The organism is Microbacterium oxydans, from assembly GCF_000956405.1.
In the GTDB taxonomy this organism is placed as follows: Bacteria; Actinomycetota; Actinomycetes; order Actinomycetales; family Microbacteriaceae; genus Microbacterium; species Microbacterium oxydans_C.
Map to the genome: position 1 here is coordinate 46,886 of NZ_JYIV01000012.1, position 20,037 is coordinate 66,922.

The following is a 20,037-nucleotide window of genomic DNA, read 5'->3' on the forward strand; positions in this document are numbered from 1 at the left end:
GCAGACGGAGGGTTCATGTCCACACGGTGGTCGTTGTCGAGAAGTGTCCTGGGAGTGCTGACCGCGGGAGCCATCATCGCCCTGACGGGATGCGTGCCCGCACCGCAAGCCACGCCGAAGCCCACTCCGGCGACCGAGAGCCCCGCCCCGACGCCGTACGACGGACCGACGGTGTTCGTCGGGGATCAGCTCGACTGGTTCCTGCCGAGCGCCGAGGAGATCGCCGGTCTCCTGCCCGACGTCGGGGAGGTGGGGACGCCGTCGCCGTCGCTGATCCAGATCTCAGACGGGGGTGGGCCCGAGCTCACGCCGGCGATCTGCAACCTCTTCCTCTATGAGCCTTCCCTGAGGTCGGTCGGTGCGCGTTCGGTCACCTGGACCAGCTCCCTCCCCGATGGGAGGGATGGCTGGATGCATGTGCTCCAGTTCGCGGATGAGGCGACGGCGCAGGGATTGATGGACCGTTACGTCGAGATGGCGAAGCAGTGTGCGGAGTTCATGTACGGCACCGGTGCATCCACGTTCGACTCGACCACCCTCGACTCCGGTGACGGGATCCGCGCCGTCACCGGAGCATTGGTGATCGACGACGGGTTCGGCGACGGGCACCGGCTCTACCAGGGGTATGCGTCGGTCGGCAACGTCCTCGTGAACATCTGGCAGCCGTTCACCGGTGACGCCGCCTTCGACGCTGAAGGGGCCGCCGCGTTCCTGCGCGACCAGGCGTCCGACGCTCGCTCGCGGTTGATCGAGGAGCTGACTGCGAACCCGCCGACGCCCGCAGCGACGCCGCCTGCCGTCGACTCTGCTGCGGCGTGGAGCACCTGGCAGGTGAGTGCCACCGGGATCGGGCCGATCGTCCTCGGCTCCGACGTCGACGAGGCCATCGCGGCCGTGCCGGGAGCGACGGTGATCGGGCCGGAGTGGGATGGAGGAGAGACCCGGATCGTCAGTCCGGACGGTTCCGCCTCGGTGGTGCTGTGGAGCAACGAGGGCAGCTCCGTCGTCGACGCCGCGTCCGTCGGCCTCTCGAACGTCGGGGACGAGAGCCGGGAGGATCCTGCCGCGTTGCCGACGGCAGGCGAGGTGCGGATCGGCGACTCCATCGGCAAGGCCAAGGAGGCGTACCCCGGGGGCACCGAGATCCGCGTCGTGTCCTCCGGCGAGTACTTCTATCAGTGGACGACGCGTGAAGGCGCGGTGATCCGGTTCCGCGTCGATCGCGACGCCGGCGACCCGAGCGCCGTGATCACCGGCATCCTGACGGAGGATGCGACCCGGCGTCAGCTTCCCGACTTCGGCTGAGGGTTCGACAGGCAGCGCGCCCGAGGAGCAGTCGAGGCCGACCCGCTTGACTAACTGAACGATCGGTCGGTTAGTATGAGCGGGTCGGATGGCGCAGCGGCGACCTCCGATCCGCTCGACGAGGAGGTCGACGATGACAGATGCGACGATGCAGGCGACCGACGCCGTGCGCACGAATCGCGCGATGATGGAGCGCGACCGCGCCTCGGCCTCGCTGGGACTCGTCGTCGAACGTGATGATCCTGGCCACGCGGTCGTCTCGATGCGCGTGCGGGACGACATGACGAACGGCTTCCGCATCACCCACGGCGGCTTCGTCTTCGCCCTGGCCGACACCGCCTTCGCGATCGCCTGCAACGAAGACGACAGGGTCACCGTCGCCGCCGGTGCGGACATCTCGTTCCTGAAGCCGACGGTGTCGGGGCAGACGCTCACCGCCACTGCAGTCCGGCGGTCGCGCCGCGGCCGCTCCGGCATCTACGACGTGACAGTCGTCGACGAACAGGGCGATGCCGTCGCCGAGTTCCGCGGACGCTCCCGCACCACCAGCCAGACCTTCTGAACGCCCGGAGAACCTCGTGTCGATGACGACCGCAACGCCCTCCCGAGTCCACGCACCCGCATCCGCCGAGCTCGACGCGGAAGAGCGGATGACCCGCGACGAGATCGCCGCGCTCCAGCTCGATCGACTCCAGCAGACCGTGCGGCACGCCTACGCGAACGTCCCCCTCTACACACGCAAGTTCGATGAGGTGGGCGTGCACCCGGACGACATCCGCACGCTCGACGACGTGCGGCTGCTTCCCTTCACGACCAAGGCGGATCTGCGCGAGACCTATCCGTTCGGGATGTTCGCAGTGCCGATGTCCGATGTCGCACGCATCCACGCCTCCAGCGGCACCACCGGCCGGCCCACGGTCGTCGGCTACACCAGGGGCGACCTCGAACGGTGGGGATCGCTGGTCGCGCGGTCGCTGCGGGCCAGCGGCATCCGTCCAGGCATGAAGGTGCACAACGCTTACGGCTACGGACTCTTCACGGGTGGGCTCGGGGCGCACGCGGGCATAGAGGCACTCGGGGCGACCGTGATCCCGATGTCGGGCGGCCAGACCGCGCGCCAGGTGCAACTCATCCTCGACTTCGAACCCGACGCGATCCTGTGCACGCCGAGCTACCTGTTGACGATCGCCGATGCGATGGCCGCGCAGGGGGTCGACCCGCACTCCACCTCGCTGAAGGTCGCGGTGCTCGGCGCGGAGCCGTGGTCGAACGAGATGCGTCACGAGCTCGAGCAGCGCCTCGGCATCGACGCACTCGACATCTATGGTCTCAGCGAGGTGATGGGACCAGGCGTGGGCAACGAGTGCCTCGAGACCAAGGACGGCCCGCATGTGTGGGAGGACCACTTCCTGCCCGAGATCATCGACGGAGAGAGCGGCGTCGTGTTGCCTGACGGCGAACTCGGCGAACTCGTGTTCACCTCTCTGACCAAGGAGGCGTTCCCGGTCATCCGCTACCGCACCCGCGACCTCACCCGCCTGCTCCCGGGAACCGCGCGGCCCGGGATGCGGCGGATGGAGAAGATCACCGGCCGCAACGACGACATGATCATCCTGCGGGGCGTGAACCTGTTCCCCACGCAGATCGAGGAGCTGGTGCTGGGGATCGAGCAGCTGACCCCGCACTTCATCCTCGAGCTGTCCAAGGAGGGGCGCATGGACACGCTGAAGGTGCGCATCGAGCGGCACCCCGACCTGGCCGTGGAGACCTGCCGCAGCGCCGCGGAGGTGCTCGCGCAGCGCATCAAGATCTTCGTGGGGTCGACGGTGGCCGTCCAGCTCGAGGAGCCGGGAGCGCTGCCCCGGAGCGAGGGGAAGTACAAGCGGGTGTACGACCTGCGCTGATGCGGGGAGCGAGGCGGACGGCTGTCGCGCCCGCCTCGCGGTCGGCGCTCCTGCCCGCGCGTCTCTTCGGGTGCGAGACTGTGGGGTGATGTCCGAGATGCAGAGCACGCGACGAGGCCGACCGGGGTACGACCAGCAGGGGATCCTCGCGGTCGCCGTCGCCGCGTTCAACGAGTACGGGTACGACGCCACATCTATCGGGATGCTCGCCGAGCGCCTCGGTCTGTCGAAGTCGGCGATCTACCACCACTTCGGCTCGAAGGACGAGATCCTCGACCTCGCTCTCGACGCCGCGCTGAGCGGCCTGGAGGCCGTGGTGGATGACCCGCTTCCCGACTCGGCTGCCGACCAGGCGCCGTCCAGCGCGGTCGACCGGCTCGAGCATGTGCTGCGCGGCGCCGTCCGGGTGCTCGTGGAGCAGCTGCCGGCCGTCACCCTGCTGCTGCGCGTGCGGGGCAACACCGAGGTGGAACGCAAGGCCCTCATCCGTCGCCGGGCGTTCGACCGTCGGATCACCGCACTGGTCTCGGAGGCGCAGGGTGAAGGAGAGCTGCGGGCCGACATCGATGCCAGTGTGGTGGCGCGTCTGGTGTTCGGGATGATCAACTCGATCGTCGAGTGGTATCGGCCCGGCGGGCGCGAGGGCGCCGACCGTCTCGCCGACGACGTCGTGGCCATCGCCCTGGACGGCCTGCGCACAGACGACGGAGCCGGAGCCGCGGTCGTCTGACCGGGGCTCCGGCTCTCGGCGTCACGCCGCCGCCCGCTCCTTCGCCACCAGGGTGAGCACGTCGTACGTGGCGACGATGTCGTCGTGCTGGTTCTTCAGCACGGCGTCCCAGCGCACCTCCCCGTACTCGTCGGTCTCCCTTGGCGTGATCTGCTTGGCGGTCAGCTCGACCCGGATGTCGTCACCGGGGGAGACGGGCGTCACGAATCGCAGGTTCTCGAGCCCGGAGTTCGCGAGCACGGGCCCCGGCGCCGGGTCGACGAACAGCCCTGCCGCCCACGAGACCAGCAGGTACCCGTGTGCCACGCGTCCGGGGAAGAACGGATTCGCGGAGGCCGCGGTCTCGTCCATGTGCGCGTAGAACGTGTCGCCGGTGAACGTCGCGAACGTCTCGATGTCATCGAGGGTGACCGTGCGGGAGGCACTGGCCACCTGATCGCCGACGTGCAGCTCGGCCAGCGACTTGCGGAACGGGTGCACGCCGTCGCCCTGCTCGTACGGACGCGAGGCTGCGCCCTGGTGCCAGACTCCCGTGAGCGCGGTCAGCATCTCCGGGGAGCCCTGCACCGCGGTGCGCTGCATGTGGTGCAGCACCGCCCTGATGCCGCCGAGCTCCTCGCCGCCGCCCGCACGCCCGGGGCCACCGTGGACGAGGTTCGGCAGCGGCGATCCGTGCCCCGTCGAGGTGCGGGCGTCGTCCCTGTCGAGGAAGAGGACGCGTCCGTTGTAGGCGGCCATGCCCGTGGCGAGTGTGACGGCGACCTCCGGGTCGTGTGTCGCAACGCTGGTCACGAGCGAGCCTCCGCCGCGAGCCACGAGGGCGCTCGCCTCGTCGAGGGTGCGATAGCCGACGATGCTCGACACCGGTCCGAATGCCTCGATCTCGTTGACGGCCGCGCTCGTCGGATCGGGGAAGCGCAGCAGCATCGGCGTCACGAAGGCGCCGTCGGGGGCTTCTCCTTCGGTGCCGTCAGCGCGGCGGACGGTCGGCGCGTCGGTCGTCCCGATCACGAGTTCGCCACCGCCGTCCCGCAGACGGTCGACCTGGCGCAGAACCTCCTCGCGCTGTGCGGTGGAGGCGAGCGGACCCATGGTCACCCCCTCGGCGCGCGGATCGCCGAGGACCACGCGCGACGACAGCCGCTCGCGGACCGCGGCGATCACGTCGTCGACAGCTTCCGCCGGCACGATCGCCCGGCGGATTGCAGTGCACTTCTGCCCGGCCTTGGTCGTCATCTCAGCGACCAGCTGCTTGACGTAGGCGTCGAACTCCGGCGTGCCCGAGACGGCATCCGTCCCGAGGACCGACGCGTTGATCGAGTCGGTCTCGCTCGTGAAGCGCACCCCTCCCGTCTGCACCGCATCGTGGGCACGCAGGTTCTCGGCGGTCGACGCGGAGCCGGTGAAGGCCACCAGATCGCCCAGCCGCAGCTCATCGAAGAGGCCGGGCACGCTGCCGGAGACGAGTTGCAGTGACCCGTCGGGGAGGAGACCGGATTCCACCATCACGCGCACCATGGCCTCGGCGAGGTAGCCGGTGGGGGTGGCCGGCTTCACGACGGTGGGGACGCCGGCGAGGAACGCGGGAGCGAACTTCTCGAGAGACCCCCAGACCGGGAAGTTGAAGGCGTTGATCTGCACGGCGACGCCGCGGAGTCGCGTGTAGATGTGGCGGCCGAGGAAGGAGCCGTCCTTGGAGAGGTTCTCCACGCCCCCGTCGACGTACACCGTCGCGTTGGGCAGCTCGCGCCGGCCCTTGCTCGAGTACGCGAACAGCACGCCGATCCCGCCGTCGATGTCCACCCAGGAGTCCTGCGCGGTGGCACCGGTGCGGCTGGACAGCTCGTACAGCTCGGCCTTGCGTTCGGTGAGGGCGAGGGCGAGCTGCTTGAGCAGCACGGCGCGCTGATGGAACGTGAGCTCACCCAGCGATGCCTGCCCCACGGTGCGCGCGTGGTCGAGCACAGCACCCAGGTCGAGTCCGTCGGTCGAGACACGCGCCACGACCTCGCCCGTGGAGGCGTCACGGACGTCCGTGGCCCCGGCATCGGACGACGGCGTCCACCATGCTCCCTCGACGTAGCTGGGGAGTATCTCCGTCATTTCTGTTCCCTTCATGAGGCGTCCCATTCGTAGAAGCCGCGTCCGCTCTTGCGGCCCAGGTGGCCTTCGGCGACCAGTCGTCGCAGCAGGGCCGGCGGTTCGAAGCGCTCACCCAGCTGTGCGCAGAGGTACTCGGCGATGCCCAGACGCACGTCGAGCCCGACGATGTCGGTGAGTCGCAGCGGACCGACCGGATGCTTGTATCCGAGCGTCATCGCGGCGTCGATGTCCTCGGCGGAGGCCACACCTTCTTCCAGCATTCGGATCGCCTCGAGCCCGATCGCGACGCCGAGGCGGGACGACGCGAATCCGGGAGCATCGGCCACGACGATCGGTGTCTTGCCGATGGCGGCCACCCAGCCGCGGGCGGCATCGACGAGCGCAGGGGCGGTGCTCGCACCATGGACGATCTCGACGAGGGTGGAGGCGGGCACCGGATTGAAGAAGTGCATGCCCAGCAGGCGTTCGGGGCGATCGAGCACCGCGGCCAGCTCATCGATCGAGATGGAAGAGGTGTTCGAGGCGATGGCGGCGTCCGGCGCGATCTGCGCCTCGACCCGACGGAGCGCGTCGACCTTGAGGGCGAGATCCTCCGGAACGGCTTCGACGACGAGCGTGCACTGCGCGAACAGGGCGGCATCCGTGCCCGTGGTCAGGCGCGCCCGATAGGCCTCGGGGGAGTCGAGGGCCGTGCCGCGTGCGACCGAGGCGTCGATGGACTCGAGCACGCGTGCTGTGGCCGCCTCCGCCGCGTCGGCGTCGCGTTCGACGACGGCGACCCGGGAGCCGGCGAGCAGGAAGGCGTGCGCGATGCCTGCGCCCATGCGTCCGCCGCCGAGCACCCCCACCTGTTCGGGCGCGATGAACGTGCTCTCGGTCATCGGTCTCTCCGTTCGAGGAAGTCGGTCATCCGTCGGAACTTCTCCGGGCTCTCGAAGAGCTCGGCCTGGGCTTCCAGGTCGGCGGAGGGGTGCTGGTCGCGGGGCGTCCGGAACACCCGCTTGGTCGCGATGGTCGCTGCAGGGTCGTTGCGGGCGATGCGGTCGACGATGGCGTGGGCGGCCGGCAGCAGGTCCGCCGTCTCGTGGATCGCCGAGACCAGCCCGATGCGCAGCGCCTCCTCTGCCTTCACCGCGCGACCCGTGAGTAGCAGCTCGATCGCCCTGGCATCGCCGACGATCTCCTTGAGACGCCAGCTCGCGCCGGCCGCTGCGAGGATGCCCAGCCCGGTCTCCGGGTTGCCGATCGCGAGCGTCGGCGTCCCGATGCGGATGTCCGCCGCGTAGGCGAGCTCGGCTCCACCGCCGAGCGCGTAGCCGTCGATCGCCGCGATGACGGGCATCGGCAGCTCGGCGAGACGGACGAACGCGTGAGCGTTGATCCCGCGCAGCGCGTCGGCGGCACGCCGTTCGCGCAGTTCGGCGATGTCGGCACCCGCCGCGAAGACCCCGCCGGCGCCGGTGAGGATCAGCGGGAGCGGCACGGCCTCCAGCTCGGCGCACAGCGCGTGCAGCGCGTCGATCGTGGCCTGGTCGATCGCGTTGCGCTTGTGCGGCCGATTGAGGGTGGCGACCACGCGGTCGTGACGCCTTTCGACGAGGAGGGGTTCGTCGTGCGCCTGCGTATCGCCGAGGGGAGACCGCGGCATCACACCTTCTCCACGATCAGAGCAGCGCCCTGGCCGACGCCGACGCACATGGTGGCGAGTCCATAGCGGGAGCCCTCGCGCTCCATGCGTCCGAGGAGGGTGACCAGAAGGCGTGAGCCGGACGAGCCGAGCGGGTGACCGAGCGCGATCGCTCCGCCGTCGGCGTTCACGCGGGTCTCGTCGAGTCCGAGGCGTCGGATGCACGCGATGGACTGCGTCGCGAATGCTTCGTTGAGCTCGATCGAGCCGATGTCGTCGACGGAGAGCCCGGCGCGTCGGAGGGCCTTCTCCGTGGCGGGCACCGGTCCAAGCCCCATGATCTCGGGCGCGAGTCCCGCGCTGGTGCCGACGACGATCCGCGCCCGCGGTGTCAGCCCGTGCCGCTCGACCGCCTCCGCGCTCGCGACCATGATCGCCGAGGCACCGTCGTTGAGCGCGCTGGAGTTGCCGGCGGTGACGACCTGACCGCCCGCGACGACGGGCCGCAGTCGGGCGAGGCCTTCGAGCGTCGTCTCCGGACGAGGGCCCTCGTCGACGAGCACCTCACCCGAGCCGACGGGGACTCCGACGATCTCCGCCTCGAACCGTCCGTCTGCGATCGCCGCGGCAGCCCGCTGCTGCGAGCGCAGGGCGAACGCGTCCGCCTCTTCGCGTCCGATGCCGTCGACGCGCGCGACCTCCTCCGCGGTCTCCGGCATCGTGTACGTCGCCTTCTCGCGGGCCATGAGTCGCGGGTTCGGGAACCGCCAGCCGATCGAGGTATCGAACGCGGCGCCGGGCTTCGCCCACGCCTTCTCGGGCTTGGCCTGCACCCAGGGTGCGCGGGTCATCGATTCGACGCCGCCGGCGATGATGAGGTCGGCGTCACCGGCGCGGATCGCCTGAGCGGCCATCGTCACGGCGGACATGCCGGAGGCGCATAGCCGATTGACCGTGATGCCGGGGACGCTGTCGGGAAGGCCGGCGAGCAGGACCGCCATCCTGGCGACATTGCGGTTGTCCTCGCCCGCCTGGTTCGCGGCGCCGAGGATGACCTCGTCGATCTCCGCCTGGAGAGGGTCGACGCCTGCACGTCGCGCCGCCTCGTGGACGACGATCGATGCGAGGTCGTCGGGACGGACGGAGGCGAGGGCTCCGCCGTAGCGACCGACCGGGGTGCGTACGCCTCCGACGAGGTAGGCCTCGGTCATGCGGAACTCCTGACTGCGTTGTCTCGACGGTTTCCCGTTGTCCGGACGATCGGCCCGAATTACTGACCGATCGTCCGGTAATTATGTCACACGTGTGGCCGGAGCCGCATCGGGGCGGCGTCAGCTGAGCAGGTCCACGCCCTTGGTCTCCTTGACGAGCGAGACGCCGATCAGCGAGATCACGGACGCCACTGCGATGTAGACGCCGATCGTCCATGCCGCGTGGAACTGGTTCATCAGAGCCTCGGCGATCATCGGTGCGAACGCTCCACCGAGGATCGCGCCGAGGGCGTAGCCGATGGAGACGCCCGAGTAGCGAACGTTCGCGGGGAACATCTCCGCATAGAGGGCGGCCTGCGGGCCATAGGAGAGCCCGAGCGCGAACGTCATCACGAACAGCGCCACGAAGTACCAGAGGATGTTCGCGGTGTCGATGAGGAACCACATCGGCACCGCCCAGAGCGCGAGCGCCACGTAGCCGATCTGGAACGTGCGGATGCGGCCGAGCCGGTCGGAGAGGTGTCCGCCCCACAGGGTGAAGATGAGCCATCCGAACGAGGCGAGGGTGGTCGCCAGCAGCACCGGGGGTCGGTCCATGCCCAGGGTGGTGACGGCGTAGGTCGCGAAGAAGGCGATCAGCAGGTACCCCGCCGCGTTGTTCGCGATGAAGATGATGGCGGTGAGGACGACCTGCTTGGTGTTCTGGCGGAAGAGCCGGCTCAGGGGAGCGGAGGCCTCCTTGCGGCGGCGTCGCAGATCTTCGAAGACCGGGCTCTCATCGACCGCGCGGCGGATCACGTAGCCCACCGCGATGAGCACGATCGAGAGCAGGAAGGGGATGCGCCAGCCCCATTCGAGGAAGGCCTCCGGCGACATGGAGCTGGTGAGCACCCACAGGGTGGAGGTGGCGAGGATCATCCCGACGGGAACGCCGATCTGCGGGAAGGCCCCGAAGAGTCCTCTGCGGCTGTTCGGCGCGTGCTCGACGGCCATCAGGGCGGCCCCGCCCCATTCGCCGCCCGCGGAGAATCCCTGCACGATGCGGAGCAGGATCAGCAGAATGGGCGCGGCCACGCCGATCGCGGCATACGTCGGAAGGAGGCCGATCAACGACGTCGACAGACCCATCATGACGAGCGTGAGCACGAGCATCTTCTTGCGACCGAGCTTGTCGCCGAGGTGGCCGGCGACGATCGCCCCGAGCGGGCGGAAGAGGAAGGAGATGCCGATCGTCGCGAACGAGAGCACCTGGGCGAAGCCGGGGTTCTCCTCTGCGATCGGCGCCAGGAACAGGGGTGCGAGCACCAGTCCTGCTGCTTGCGCGTAGATGAAGAAGTCGTACCACTCGATCGATGTGCCCACCAGGGTGCCGGCGAGCACGCGCCGTTCTTCGGTGGGCATCCGTGTGGACGAGGTGCGGGCGGAGACTGCTGACGTCATGCGAACTCCATTGTTCTGCGATTCCGGGGGAGAGAGCGCTGGGCGGCGCTCGGGTGTTCATAACCGAATGATCGGTCAGTAATTGCCGAGCGTAGCGCATGGCGGCCCCCGGGATCGAAGGGGCTCCCGTCAGACTCTCCCGAATGCCCGCAAAGGATGCTCGATGAGCTCGGTCACCCGGCGCAGGAAGCCCGCGGCGTAGCCTCCGTCACACACCCGGTGGTCGAAGGCGAGCGAGAGCTGGACGATCCGTCGCGCCACGATCGCGCCATCGACCACCCAGGGCCGCTCGATGATCCGCCCGATGCCGAGGATCGCCACATCCGGGTGGTTGATGATCGCGGCCGAGCCGTCGACCCCGAGGCCCCCGTAGTTGTTGAGGGTGAAGGTCGATCCCCGCAGGCGCTCAGGGGGCATCGTGCCGGAGCGCGCCGTGCTGGTGAGCTCGCGCAGCGTCGTGTCGAGCTGGGACAGGGTCAGGGCATGGGCGCGGGGTACCACCGGGACCAGGAGTCCGCGTTCGGTGTCGGCCGCGATGCCGAGGTTCACTCCGTCGAAGGAGATGATCTCGTCGCCGCTGTCGCTGAGGCGTGAGGCCAGCACGGGATACTCCTCGAGGGCGAGCAGCACGAACCGGGCGAGCAGTGCTGTCAACGAAGGCGCTTTGCCTCCCTCCGGAGCCATCCGTGCCCGCAGGTCCCACAGCTCTGTGGCGTCGACATCGACCCAGACGGTCGCCTCAGGGATCTCGGACCTGCTGCGGGAGAGCTTCGCACTGACCGCGCGGCGCAATGGCGACATCCGTTCGCGGGCGAGCACGTCGAGGCCGTCGACCGTCTCGACCGATCCGGTTCCCGCGCCTGTTCCTGCGGCAACCCGGCCCACGTGGCCGGCGGAAGCGCCTTCGACTGCACCGTCGACAGCGGCGCGCAGTACGTCGGCACGGGTGACAGCGCCGTCGACGCCGGTCGCCGTGATCGAGTGGACGTCGATGCCGAGGTCGCGTGCGAGACGACGCACGAGCGGGGAGCGGACGGCGACGGGGTGCCTCTCGGATGATCCCGAGGCGAGAGCTGCTTCGGAGGTGCTCGCTGCGGAGGTGCTCGCTGCGGAGGCACTCAGTGTGGAGGTGTTCGGCGTGGAGGGACGAGTCGTCGATGCAGCGGAAGGCCTCCGTCGCCCGGAGGTCGGGCGTGCGGTGGTGCCGTAGCCGATGAGGACGTTCCCCGACCCGGCCCGTTCCTCCTCGCGGTAGGCCTCGTGCTCGGGCTGAGCCGGAGAGGTGGGAGCTGCCTCGGGCGCGGGGAAGGACGCGGAGTCCGCCACTTCGAGCACGGGGGCGCCGACGTCGATCGTGTCCCCGGCGGTGCCGTGCAGCGCCGTGATGACTCCGGCGAACGGGGAGGGAAGTTCCACGATGCTCTTCGCGGTCTCGACCTCGGCGATCGGCTGGTCCGTCACGATGGTGTCGCCGACCGCGACGAGCCACTGCACGAGTCCGGCCTCCGTCAGCCCCTCGCCGAGGTCGGGTAGCCGGAACACCCGTGCGCCAGTCTGCGGCTGCACCGGAGCGCTCATGCTTCGTCCTCCCAGTGCAGGGTGTCGATCGCGTCGAGCACGCGGTCGACGTCTGGCAGGTACCAGTGCTCGAGCTTCGGCGGTGCGTAGGGGGTGTCGAATCCGGTCACCCGTCGCACGGGCGCCTCCAGGTGCTCGAAGCAGCGCTCGAACACCCGTGCCTGGATCTCGGAGGCGACGCTCACATAGCCGGGGGCCTCTGCGATGACCACGGCGCGGCCGGTCGACTTCACGGCGGCTGTCACGGTGGCGTCGTCGAAAGGCGAGAGCGACCGCACGTCGACGACCTGCACGCTCCGTCCTTCCGCGGCGGCCACCTCGGCGACCTCCAGTGCGAGTGGCACGGACGAACCGTAGGCGAGGAGTGTCACATCCGTGCCGTCGCGGGCGATGCGCGCCGAGCCGAGCTCCGCGGCGACCGAGGTGTCGACCTCGCCCTTCGACCAGTAGAGCTTCTTCGGCTCGAGGAAGATCACCGGGTCAGGTGAGGCGATGGCCGCCCGCAGCAGGGAGTAAGCATCCTGCGGAGTCGAGGGGCTGACGACCGTGAGGCCCGGTGTGTGCGCGTAGTACGCCTCGGAGGAATCGCAGTGGTGCTCGACGCCCCCGATGCCGCCGCCGAACGGGATGCGGATCACGAGGGGCATGCGCATGCCCCCGCGCGTGCGGTTCCCGAGCTTGGCGACATGGCTCACGACCTGTTCGAAGGCGGGGAGGGCGAAGGCGTCGAACTGCATCTCGACCACGGGGCGCAGCCCGTTCATCGCCATCCCCACCGCGGTGCCGACGATCCCGGACTCCGCGAGCGGGGTGTCGAAGCAGCGGTCCTCGCCGAAGCGGGCGGTGAGCCCGTCGGTGATGCGGAACACGCCGCCGAGGGCTCCCACGTCCTCGCCGAAGACCACCACGTCCGGATCAGACTCGATGGCGTCGGCCAGTGCCCTGTTCAAGGCGGCGGCCATGGTCATCGTGGTCGTCGTGGCGGCTTCGCTCTCGATGCGCGTGTCGTCGTGTGCGATCGTCATCGGTGGCCTCCGGTCGTGGCGTGCTCGACGTCGGCGAGACGCGAGCGTTCGATCTCGTCGCGCAGCAGATGCCACTGTTCGTCGAGCTGCGGGGAGCGGGTCGCGGTCACGAAGCGGAACAGGTCCTCGGGATCGAGGTCTGCGTCGGTGTTCAGCGCTGCCCTCATCGCGGCCGCGATCTCCTCCGCGCCCGAGGCGAAGCGCTCTTCGGTGTCGTCGTCCAGCGCCCCGGTCGCAGTGAGATGCGTGCGCAGGCGGAGGAGCGGGTCCCGGGCGAGCCAGGCCTGCACCTCGTCGCGCTCGCGGTAGCGGGTGTCGTCGTCGGCGTTGGTGTGCGCCTGCATGCGGTAGGTGTGCGCCTCGACGAGGGAGGGGCCGCCACCGGCGCGGGCGCGGTCGACGGCCTCCGTGAGCACCGCGAGGACCGCGGCCACGTCGTTGCCGTCGACGCGCTGCCCCGGCATGCCGTAGCCGACCGCCTTGTGGGCCAGGGAGGGCGCGGCGGTCTGCCGGGACAGGGGGACGGAGATCGCGAACTCGTTGTTCTGTACGAAGAACACGACCGGGACGTGGAAGACGGCGGCGAAGTTCATCGCCTCGTGGAAGTCGCCCTCGCTCGTCGCGCCGTCTCCGCAGAGCGCGAGCACCACGGTGTCCTCGCCGCGGTGCTTCGCCGCCTGCGCGAAGCCGACCGCGTGCAGCAGCTGGGTCGCGAGCGGGGTGGCCTGCGGGGCGACGCGGTGCGCACGCACGTCGTAGCCGGAGTGCCAGTCGCCCTTGAGGAGCACCATCGCCTCCGCTGGCGCGACGCCGCGGGCGATCACGGCGACCGAGTCGCGGTAGGTGGGGAAGAGCCAGTCGGTGTCGCCGAGCACCATCGCCGCGGCCACCTGGCAGGCCTCCTGGCCGTGCGACGAGGGGTAGACCGCGAGGCGTCCCTGGCGCACGAGCGCGCCGGCCTGATCGTTGATGCGACGGCCTTCGACGAGGCCGCGGTAGGCCGCCAGCAGGACGTCGGCGGCGGGGAGCGCGTAGGTGTCGTCGGGGAGGGTGGTCCCGTCCTCGGCGATCAGTCGTACCGCGGTGTCTCGCGGGAGCATGTCGTGGGGGGGCATCCGTCCGCCTTCCTTGCCGAACTCGATGAGGACAGCATGCCGCGCGTGCGACACTCATCCAAGATCCGTCGCGGGATCGTGGACGATTGCGCGCGACGTGCCACAATGGCTTCCGAAATGTCAGGATTTCCCGGACGGGAGAGGGGTGCCATGGCGGCGCTGGACGAGACAGATCGCGCGATCCTCGCGGAGCTGCGGCGGGATGCGCGGGCGTCCATGACCGCGATCGCCGAGGCGGTGCACATCTCCCGGGCGGGGGCGCATGCCCGCATCAAGCGCCTCTCCGATGCCGGGGTCATCACGGGGTACACCGTGCGCACCGACCCCGTGCTGCTGGGGCATCACGCGAGCGCGTACGTGACCCTCGCGATCGAACAGGCCACGTGGCAGGAGGTGAGCGCGCGGCTCCGGGCGATCCCGGAGATCGAGCACATGGCGCTCGTCGGCGGCGACTTCGACGTGCTGCTGCTCGTGCGTGCCAACGACGCCCGCGACCTGCGCCGCATCGTGCTGGAGGACATCCAGGCGATCCCGTCGATCCGCTCGACGCGGACGATCCTGATCTTCGAGGATTTCGACCGGGCGTGACGGTTCTCTCCCGAGGTGGGGGCGTGGGGTGCGACAGGCGTCGGTGCCGCGGGTCGTAGGTGGGGCGAGGGTTTCCTGCCGGCGGTACGGGGGGCTCGGTGGGTGCCGGGGCGTAGGTGTTGCCGGGGCGTAGGTGTTGCCGGGGTGCGGGTGTCTTGCCGGGATGCGGCGGATTTCGGCGGCGGCATGTTGCGCGGAAGTTGTTGTGATGTGGAGGGTCGATCACGGGTCTGTTCGTGTGCAGGAGGAGTCCTTCACGTGTACTGGAATATCGCTCTGAACAGCGGTAATCGGGTCTTGCAATGTCGGTGGCCCTCTGTTGAATCGTCGTATGGAAAGCACCCCGGAAACGGTTCTCGACGACATGGTCGTCGCTCTCGACGCCGTGCTGCGATCGCGCACGGTGGGCACTCTCGACTCACGGGAGATCATGGACCTGCTGCGGGTCGCAGGCGAGATCCAGCGACGCGTGGAGGCTGTGATCGTGGACGCGGTGGCGAGTGTCGATCCGCGTCCGGCGGGGGCCGGGGAACCGGCGTTCTGCGGACGGTTCGGCTGCCGCTCGATGAACGAGCTGCTGCAGCGTGTGCTCCGCACCGACGGCGCGTCCGCCGCGCGCCTCGTGAAGAGCGCGCGGTTGGTGCGACGCGAGGTCGACCTGTCCTCCGGGGAGTGGCTGCCGGCGCGGTGGCCGGCACTGCGCGAGGCCCTCCTCGACGGGGCGATCGGCGTGACCGGGTTGTTGGCCGCGACCGGGCCGATCGAGCAGGCCGGCCCGCGCGTGCGCCTCGCCGATCGCTGGGAGGCCGACGCGTATCTCGCGGTGGTCGCTCGCGGCGAGGAGAGCGACGACGAGAACAGTGATGACGCCGAGAACAGTGATGACGCCGAGAGCGAGCCCGGGCCGGCGCCGACGCCCGAGGATCTGCGGGTGCGGGCGCAGCTGATCGTGCAGTACCTCGACCCCGACGGTGCGGAGCCCGCGGAAGACATCGCGCTGCGGGCTCGGGGTGTGGTGCTGGGGCGCGCCAAGGACGGCGTGATCCCGATCCGCGGCGCCCTGCTGCCCGAGGCCGCGGGGCAGCTGCAGCGGATCTGGGACGCGTATCTGAACCCGAAGGTCGACGGTCCGCCGCTTCCCGGCGTCCACTTCGTGCCGTCTGCGGAACTTGATGATTCCGATGCCGAGCGGCGGGACACCGCGGTGTCCCCGGACGATGATGTGCTCCCGTCCGGCGATCCCGGCGGGATGGTCGATGAGCGCACGCGGGCACAGAAGCAGCACGACGCGCTCGCGGCGGCCCTGGGGATCGCGGCCCGGCACGACGACATGCCGCGGCTGGGTGGTGCCGCCCCGACACTCGTGGTCACGGTCGGCGCCGAGGACTATGCCACGGGGCGCGGCTGGGCGCGGGTCGAGGGCGTCGAGACGCCGGTGTCGACCCGGGTGGCCGCGCACACGGCATGCGCGGGGACGGTCCAGCGGGTCGTGCTCGGTGCCGGAGGAAGGATCGTCGGGCTCGGGTCGCACGACCGGATCTTCACCCCCGCGCAGCGCCGGGCGATCGGCGTACGGGACGGCGAGTGCCTGATCCCCGGGTGTCACGTCCCCGCCGCCTGGTGCGAGATCCACCACGTCACGGAGCACGCGCACGGGGGTCCGACGCACACCGACAACGGGGTCGCCTTGTGCTGGCATCACCACCGCACACTGGACACCTCGGGGTGGCAGATCCGCATGCGAGGGGGAGTGCCACAGGTGCGAGGGCCGGCGTGGTGGGATCCTGCGCGCCGATGGCGCAGCCCGCGACCGGCGAGGACTCATCGATCCGATCAGGGCAGACCAGCTCGGCGTGCGCCTGTCCGCGGGCGCATCGTTCGCGCGACGACATCTCCGGCGCGCTCCGCGACAAGTGCGGCGGCAAGGGCCGACCGAGAATGAGAAGAAGACCGGCGTCCGCGCCGTGACCCGCCCGAAGGAGAGACACCGATGTCCGATTCCGCCGTTCCCGTAGCCGTCGACTCCGGATCCGCCGATTCCGCGGCGTCCGCCGCTGCGGCGCTGCTCGACCGCATCCAGCCCCCGCAGGGCGAGGGGCGCGAGATCCCCGATGCCGCGACGCGGGAGGTCATCGGACGCGCTCCCGTGGCCGCGGTCTCCGACCTCGACGACGCCATCGCCCGCGCGAAGGCCGCGCAGCCCGCGTGGGAAGCGCTCGGACACGAGAAGCGGAGCGCGCTCCTCCTGGCCGCGGCCGACGCCATCGACGCGAACGCTGAGGGGCTCGCCTACCTCCTGTCGCGGGAGCAGGGCAAGCCGCTGAACGGCCCCAACGCGCGGTTCGAGCTCGGCGCCTGCTCGGCCTGGCTGCGCACCAACGCCACCACCGTCCTCGAGCCGCAGGTGCTCGTCGACGACGAGACGCTGCACGCCGAGCTCGTCTACAAGGCGGCCGGCGTGGTCGGGGCCATCGGGCCGTGGAACTGGCCGCTCATGATCACGATCTGGCAGATCGGCCCGTCGCTGCGCATGGGCAACACGGTCGTCGCGAAGCCCAGCGAGTACACCCCGCTGAGCGTCCTGGCGATGCTCGCCGTGATGAACGACGTGCTGCCCGCCGACGTCCTCATCGGGGTCTCCGGAGACCGTGAGGTGGGTGCACGCCTCGCCTCGCACCCCGACATCGCCAAGATCATGTTCACCGGCTCGACAGCGACCGGTCGCCGCATCATCGAGAGCTCCGCGGGAAACCTCGCGCGCCTCACGCTGGAGCTGGGCGGCAACGACGCGGGCATCGTGCTCCCCGGCACGGACCCCTCGGCCGTCGCCGAAGATCTCTTCTGGGGGGCGTTCATCAACACAGGACAGACCTGCGCCGCCATGAAGCGCCTCTACGTGCACGACTCCGTGTACGACGAGGTCGTGGACGCGCTCGCCGCGATCGCCGCGCAGGTGCCGATGGGCAACGGCCTCGACGAGGGCAACGTGCTCGGACCGCTGCAGAACCGCCCGCAGTTCGACATCGTCAGTCGCCTCGTCGACGATGCGCGGAGCCGCGGCGCCCGGATCGTCACCGGTGGAGAGCCGGCCTCCGAGCTCGGTGAGCTGTTCTACCGGCCCACCATCGTCGCCGACATCGACAACGACGCGGCGCTCGTGCAGGAGGAGCAGTTCGGTCCCGCGCTCCCCGTCATCCGGTACAGCGACGTCGACGAGGCCTTCGCGCTCGCGAACGCCCTCGACGTCGGGCTCGGCGCCTCGGTGTGGGCGAGCGACCCGGAGGAGGCCCGCGCCGTCGCCGCGCGCATGCAGTCCGGCACGGTGTGGATCAACTCGCACGGCGGGCTGCACCCGATGGTGCCGTTCGGCGGCGTGAAGAGCTCGGGCTACGGGCTGGAGTTCGGCGTCGAGGGGCTCAAGTCCGTCGCCGTCACCCAGGTCGTCTCCGGACCGGGCCGGAAGGCCTGAGCGTGACCGCGGCGAACAGCGGTGCGGTGCGCTCCGCCATCGTCGTCGGAGCCGGCACGTCGGGCGCCATCGTCGCCCGGCGTCTCACCGACGCCGGTGTCGCGGTGACGCTCGTCGAGGCGGGCGGCTATGACACGAACCCGGCCATCCACGACCCTTCGCGGGCGGGCGAGCTCTGGCACTCCGCCGAGGACTGGGACTTCTTCACCGTGCCGCAGCCGCACGCGGCCGGTCGTCGGCTGCATCTCCCTCGCGGCAAGGTCACCGGTGGGTCGCACGCGCTGAACGCCATGATCTGGGTGCGCGGCGCGGCCTCCGATTACGACGCGTGGGAGGCGGCCGGCGCGACCGGGTGGGGCTGGGCCGAGGTCGAGCCGATCTACGACGCGATCGAGAACGACCTGCTGCCCGTGACCGACGACTACACGCTCGCGCCCATCCAGGCCTCGATCATCGACGCCGCCGTCGAGGAAGGGCTGCCGCGCAACCCGAACTACAACGGGGGCACGCTCGACGGGGTCTCGCAGGAGCAGGTCACGATCACGGACGGCCGCCGCGTCAACACCTGGACCGCCTACGCGCAGCCCGTCGCCGACCGGATGACGATCCTCACCGGTCGCGCCGTCCACTCCGTGATCGTGCGCGACGGGCGCGCGGTCGGCATCCGGCTGGGGGAGGGCGACGACGCCGAGGAGGTGTTCGCGGACGAGGTCATCCTCTCGGCGGGCGCACTCGGCACTCCTGTCATCCTGTTGCGCTCGGGCATCGGCCCCGCCGATGAGCTGAGTGCCCTCGGCATCCCCGTCGTGCTCGACGCCCCCGCTGTGGGGAAGAACCTGCACGACCACCTCCTCTCCCCGGTGGTCTTCGCGACCGAGAAGAAGCCCGTCGGCCCGCCGCAGCCCGGAGTGTCCGTCACCCAGAGTCACCTGTTCTGGCGGAGCCGCGACGGCCTCGCGCAGCCCGACACGCAGCCCATCCACTTCTCCGTGCCCATGTGGGGCGACCTGGAGCCGAAGGGCACCGACGGGTTCACGCTCATGGCGGGCCTGGTGACGCCGTACAGCCGCGGCGAGCTGCGACTCACCGGTCCCGGCCTCGACGACCTGCCGCACATCGACTTGGCGGCGCTGGAGGATCACCGGGACGTCGATGCCCTGGCCGCCTCGGTCCGCCAGTGCCGCCGTATCGGCACGCAGCCCGCGCTCGCCGAGGAGTGGGGAGCGGTCGAGGTCTACCCCGGGCCGGACGTGGCGGACGACGACGTGGAGGAATGGGTGCGCCGCACCGCCATCACCTATCACCACCAGGTCGGCACCTGCCGCATGGGCTCCGACGCGGAGTCGGTGGTCGACCCGCAGCTCCGGGTGCGCGGGATCGAGGGGCTCCGGGTGATCGACGCCTCGGTCATGCCGACCGTGCCCACCGGCAACACCAACGCGCCCGCGGCCATGATCGGCGAACGCGGCGCGCGGTTCGTCCTCGCGGACTGAGGGAGGGCGGCGAGGGGACGCGGGGCGATCACGGCAGACGCCGACGATCGCCCTGCGCTCCTGCGCTCCTGCGCTCCTGCGCTCCTGCGCGTCAGCGGGTGAGCAGCGTCACCGCCACGAGCACGAGGGCGATGAGCCCGAAGCCGGTCGCGAACACGGTCAGCATGAGCGGGAGTCCGCCGCCCGGCAGCGGCCCGCGCGCCCGGGCGGTGAGCACCGCGGTCGTCCGGCGCTGCCGACGGCGCGCGGCGATCCAGAGCAGCGCCGCCGTGCCGACGCCCAGCACGCCCGGCACGAGGCCCCACCCCTCGGCGCCGCTCGGCAGCACGAGAGGAAAGACCCGCAGCGACAGCAGCGAGCCGACCGCGATCGCGAGGGCCGTGCGCCGCCAGGCCAGTTCCGTGCGCTCCGGCTGCAGCCCGGGGTCGTACAGATCGGGCGCCGGGGCG

The 20,037-nt window shown here is 70.3% G+C and carries 17 protein-coding genes; 8 read left to right on the forward strand and 9 right to left on the reverse strand.

Annotated elements, in window-relative coordinates:
- Positions 1-15: 15 nt before the first annotated feature.
- The 4 genes from RN51_RS01360 to RN51_RS01375 all read left to right on the forward strand — a co-directional run bounded on the left by RN51_RS01360 (position 16) and on the right by RN51_RS01375 (position 3,939).
- Positions 16-1,305, forward strand: a complete 1,290-nt coding sequence (locus RN51_RS01360) for a sensor domain-containing protein (protein WP_197073155.1) — start codon at positions 16-18, stop codon at positions 1,303-1,305.
- A 133-nt stretch (positions 1,306-1,438) separates the two neighbouring features.
- Entirely contained in the window at positions 1,439-1,867 is a 429-nt protein-coding gene (gene paaI, locus RN51_RS01365) for a hydroxyphenylacetyl-CoA thioesterase PaaI (protein WP_045262249.1), read from the forward strand.
- A gap of 22 nt (positions 1,868-1,889) precedes the next feature.
- Complete coding sequence (gene paaK / locus RN51_RS01370) at positions 1,890-3,209, forward strand: phenylacetate--CoA ligase PaaK (protein WP_045262266.1); 1,320 nt, start codon at positions 1,890-1,892, stop codon at positions 3,207-3,209.
- An 88-nt stretch (positions 3,210-3,297) separates the two neighbouring features.
- Positions 3,298-3,939: a TetR/AcrR family transcriptional regulator gene (locus tag RN51_RS01375; protein ID WP_045262250.1), complete on the forward strand. Its 642-nt coding sequence runs from the start codon at positions 3,298-3,300 to the stop codon at positions 3,937-3,939.
- Between the two features lie 21 nt (positions 3,940-3,960).
- Here the strand turns inward: RN51_RS01375 and paaZ are convergent, their stop codons facing one another.
- The 8 genes from paaZ to RN51_RS01415 all read right to left on the reverse strand — a co-directional run bounded on the left by paaZ (position 3,961) and on the right by RN51_RS01415 (position 14,038).
- Entirely contained in the window at positions 3,961-6,042 is a 2,082-nt protein-coding gene (gene paaZ / locus RN51_RS01380; protein ID WP_045262251.1) for a phenylacetic acid degradation bifunctional protein PaaZ, read from the reverse strand.
- A gap of 11 nt (positions 6,043-6,053) precedes the next feature.
- Positions 6,054-6,923 carry a 3-hydroxyacyl-CoA dehydrogenase family protein gene (locus RN51_RS01385; protein ID WP_045262252.1) on the reverse strand — a complete coding sequence of 290 codons (870 nt, stop codon included), beginning with the start codon at positions 6,921-6,923 and terminating at the stop codon, positions 6,054-6,056.
- A complete protein-coding gene (locus tag RN51_RS01390) occupies positions 6,920-7,690 on the reverse strand; it encodes an enoyl-CoA hydratase/isomerase family protein (RefSeq protein ID WP_045262253.1) in 771 nt (256 codons plus the stop codon). Before RN51_RS01390 ends, RN51_RS01385 begins: the two co-directional genes overlap by 4 nt.
- Positions 7,690-8,880, reverse strand: a complete 1,191-nt coding sequence (locus RN51_RS01395; RefSeq protein WP_045262254.1) for an acetyl-CoA C-acyltransferase — start codon at positions 8,878-8,880, stop codon at positions 7,690-7,692. Before RN51_RS01395 ends, RN51_RS01390 begins: the two co-directional genes overlap by 1 nt.
- A 120-nt stretch (positions 8,881-9,000) precedes the next feature.
- A complete protein-coding gene (locus RN51_RS01400; protein ID WP_045262255.1) occupies positions 9,001-10,320 on the reverse strand; it encodes an MFS transporter in 1,320 nt (439 codons plus the stop codon).
- A gap of 129 nt (positions 10,321-10,449) precedes the next feature.
- Positions 10,450-11,898 (reverse strand): dihydrolipoamide acetyltransferase family protein, encoded by a 1,449-nt coding sequence (locus RN51_RS01405; RefSeq protein ID WP_045262256.1) that lies wholly within the window; start codon positions 11,896-11,898, stop codon positions 10,450-10,452.
- Positions 11,895-12,923, reverse strand: a complete 1,029-nt coding sequence (locus RN51_RS01410) for an alpha-ketoacid dehydrogenase subunit beta (protein ID WP_045262257.1) — start codon at positions 12,921-12,923, stop codon at positions 11,895-11,897. The genes RN51_RS01405 and RN51_RS01410 overlap by 4 nt, the downstream gene beginning before the upstream one ends.
- A complete protein-coding gene (locus RN51_RS01415; protein WP_045262267.1) occupies positions 12,920-14,038 on the reverse strand; it encodes a thiamine pyrophosphate-dependent enzyme in 1,119 nt (372 codons plus the stop codon). Before RN51_RS01415 ends, RN51_RS01410 begins: the two co-directional genes overlap by 4 nt.
- A gap of 150 nt (positions 14,039-14,188) precedes the next feature.
- On the opposite strand from RN51_RS01415, the gene RN51_RS01420 reads away from it, so the two are divergent.
- The 4 genes from RN51_RS01420 (at position 14,189) to RN51_RS01435 (ending at position 19,588) form a co-directional block, all read left to right on the forward strand.
- Complete coding sequence (locus RN51_RS01420) at positions 14,189-14,626, forward strand: Lrp/AsnC family transcriptional regulator (protein ID WP_025103849.1); 438 nt, start codon at positions 14,189-14,191, stop codon at positions 14,624-14,626.
- A 331-nt stretch (positions 14,627-14,957) separates the two neighbouring features.
- Positions 14,958-16,568, forward strand: coding sequence for an HNH endonuclease signature motif containing protein (locus RN51_RS01425; RefSeq protein ID WP_082066221.1), 1,611 nt, complete (start codon positions 14,958-14,960; stop codon positions 16,566-16,568).
- A 48-nt stretch (positions 16,569-16,616) separates the two neighbouring features.
- The gene (locus tag RN51_RS01430) at positions 16,617-18,095 is read left to right on the forward strand and encodes an aldehyde dehydrogenase family protein (protein WP_231579181.1); all 1,479 of its coding nucleotides are present in this window, start codon (positions 16,617-16,619) and stop codon (positions 18,093-18,095) included.
- Between the two features lie 2 nt (positions 18,096-18,097).
- On the forward strand, positions 18,098-19,588 hold the full coding sequence (locus RN51_RS01435) for a GMC family oxidoreductase (protein ID WP_082066226.1): 1,491 nt from the start codon (positions 18,098-18,100) through the stop codon (positions 19,586-19,588).
- Between the two features lie 91 nt (positions 19,589-19,679).
- Here the strand turns inward: RN51_RS01435 and RN51_RS01440 are convergent.
- A partial coding sequence (locus RN51_RS01440; protein WP_331454174.1) for a DUF202 domain-containing protein occupies positions 19,680-20,037 on the reverse strand: 358 nt, incomplete at its 5' end.

Bases quoted from the DNA above. Each gene is read 5' to 3' on its own strand.
- RN51_RS01360 (WP_197073155.1), top strand. From the start codon at position 16: ATGTCCACACGGTGGTCGTTGTCGAGAAGTGTCCTGGGAGTGCTGACC.
- paaI (WP_045262249.1), top strand. From the start codon at position 1,439: ATGACAGATGCGACGATGCAGGCGACCGACGCCGTGCGCACGAATCGC.
- paaK (WP_045262266.1), top strand. From the start codon at position 1,890: ATGACGACCGCAACGCCCTCCCGAGTCCACGCACCCGCATCCGCCGAG.
- RN51_RS01375 (WP_045262250.1), top strand. From the start codon at position 3,298: ATGTCCGAGATGCAGAGCACGCGACGAGGCCGACCGGGGTACGACCAG.
- paaZ (WP_045262251.1), bottom strand. From the start codon at position 6,042: ATGACGGAGATACTCCCCAGCTACGTCGAGGGAGCATGGTGGACGCCG.
- RN51_RS01385 (WP_045262252.1), bottom strand. From the start codon at position 6,923: ATGACCGAGAGCACGTTCATCGCGCCCGAACAGGTGGGGGTGCTCGGC.
- RN51_RS01390 (WP_045262253.1), bottom strand. From the start codon at position 7,690: ATGCCGCGGTCTCCCCTCGGCGATACGCAGGCGCACGACGAACCCCTC.
- RN51_RS01395 (WP_045262254.1), bottom strand. From the start codon at position 8,880: ATGACCGAGGCCTACCTCGTCGGAGGCGTACGCACCCCGGTCGGTCGC.
- RN51_RS01400 (WP_045262255.1), bottom strand. From the start codon at position 10,320: ATGACGTCAGCAGTCTCCGCCCGCACCTCGTCCACACGGATGCCCACC.
- RN51_RS01405 (WP_045262256.1), bottom strand. From the start codon at position 11,898: ATGAGCGCTCCGGTGCAGCCGCAGACTGGCGCACGGGTGTTCCGGCTA.
- RN51_RS01410 (WP_045262257.1), bottom strand. From the start codon at position 12,923: ATGACGATCGCACACGACGACACGCGCATCGAGAGCGAAGCCGCCACG.
- RN51_RS01415 (WP_045262267.1), bottom strand. From the start codon at position 14,038: ATGCCCCCCCACGACATGCTCCCGCGAGACACCGCGGTACGACTGATC.
- RN51_RS01420 (WP_025103849.1), top strand. From the start codon at position 14,189: ATGGCGGCGCTGGACGAGACAGATCGCGCGATCCTCGCGGAGCTGCGG.
- RN51_RS01425 (WP_082066221.1), top strand. From the start codon at position 14,958: ATGGAAAGCACCCCGGAAACGGTTCTCGACGACATGGTCGTCGCTCTC.
- RN51_RS01430 (WP_231579181.1), top strand. From the start codon at position 16,617: ATGTCCGATTCCGCCGTTCCCGTAGCCGTCGACTCCGGATCCGCCGAT.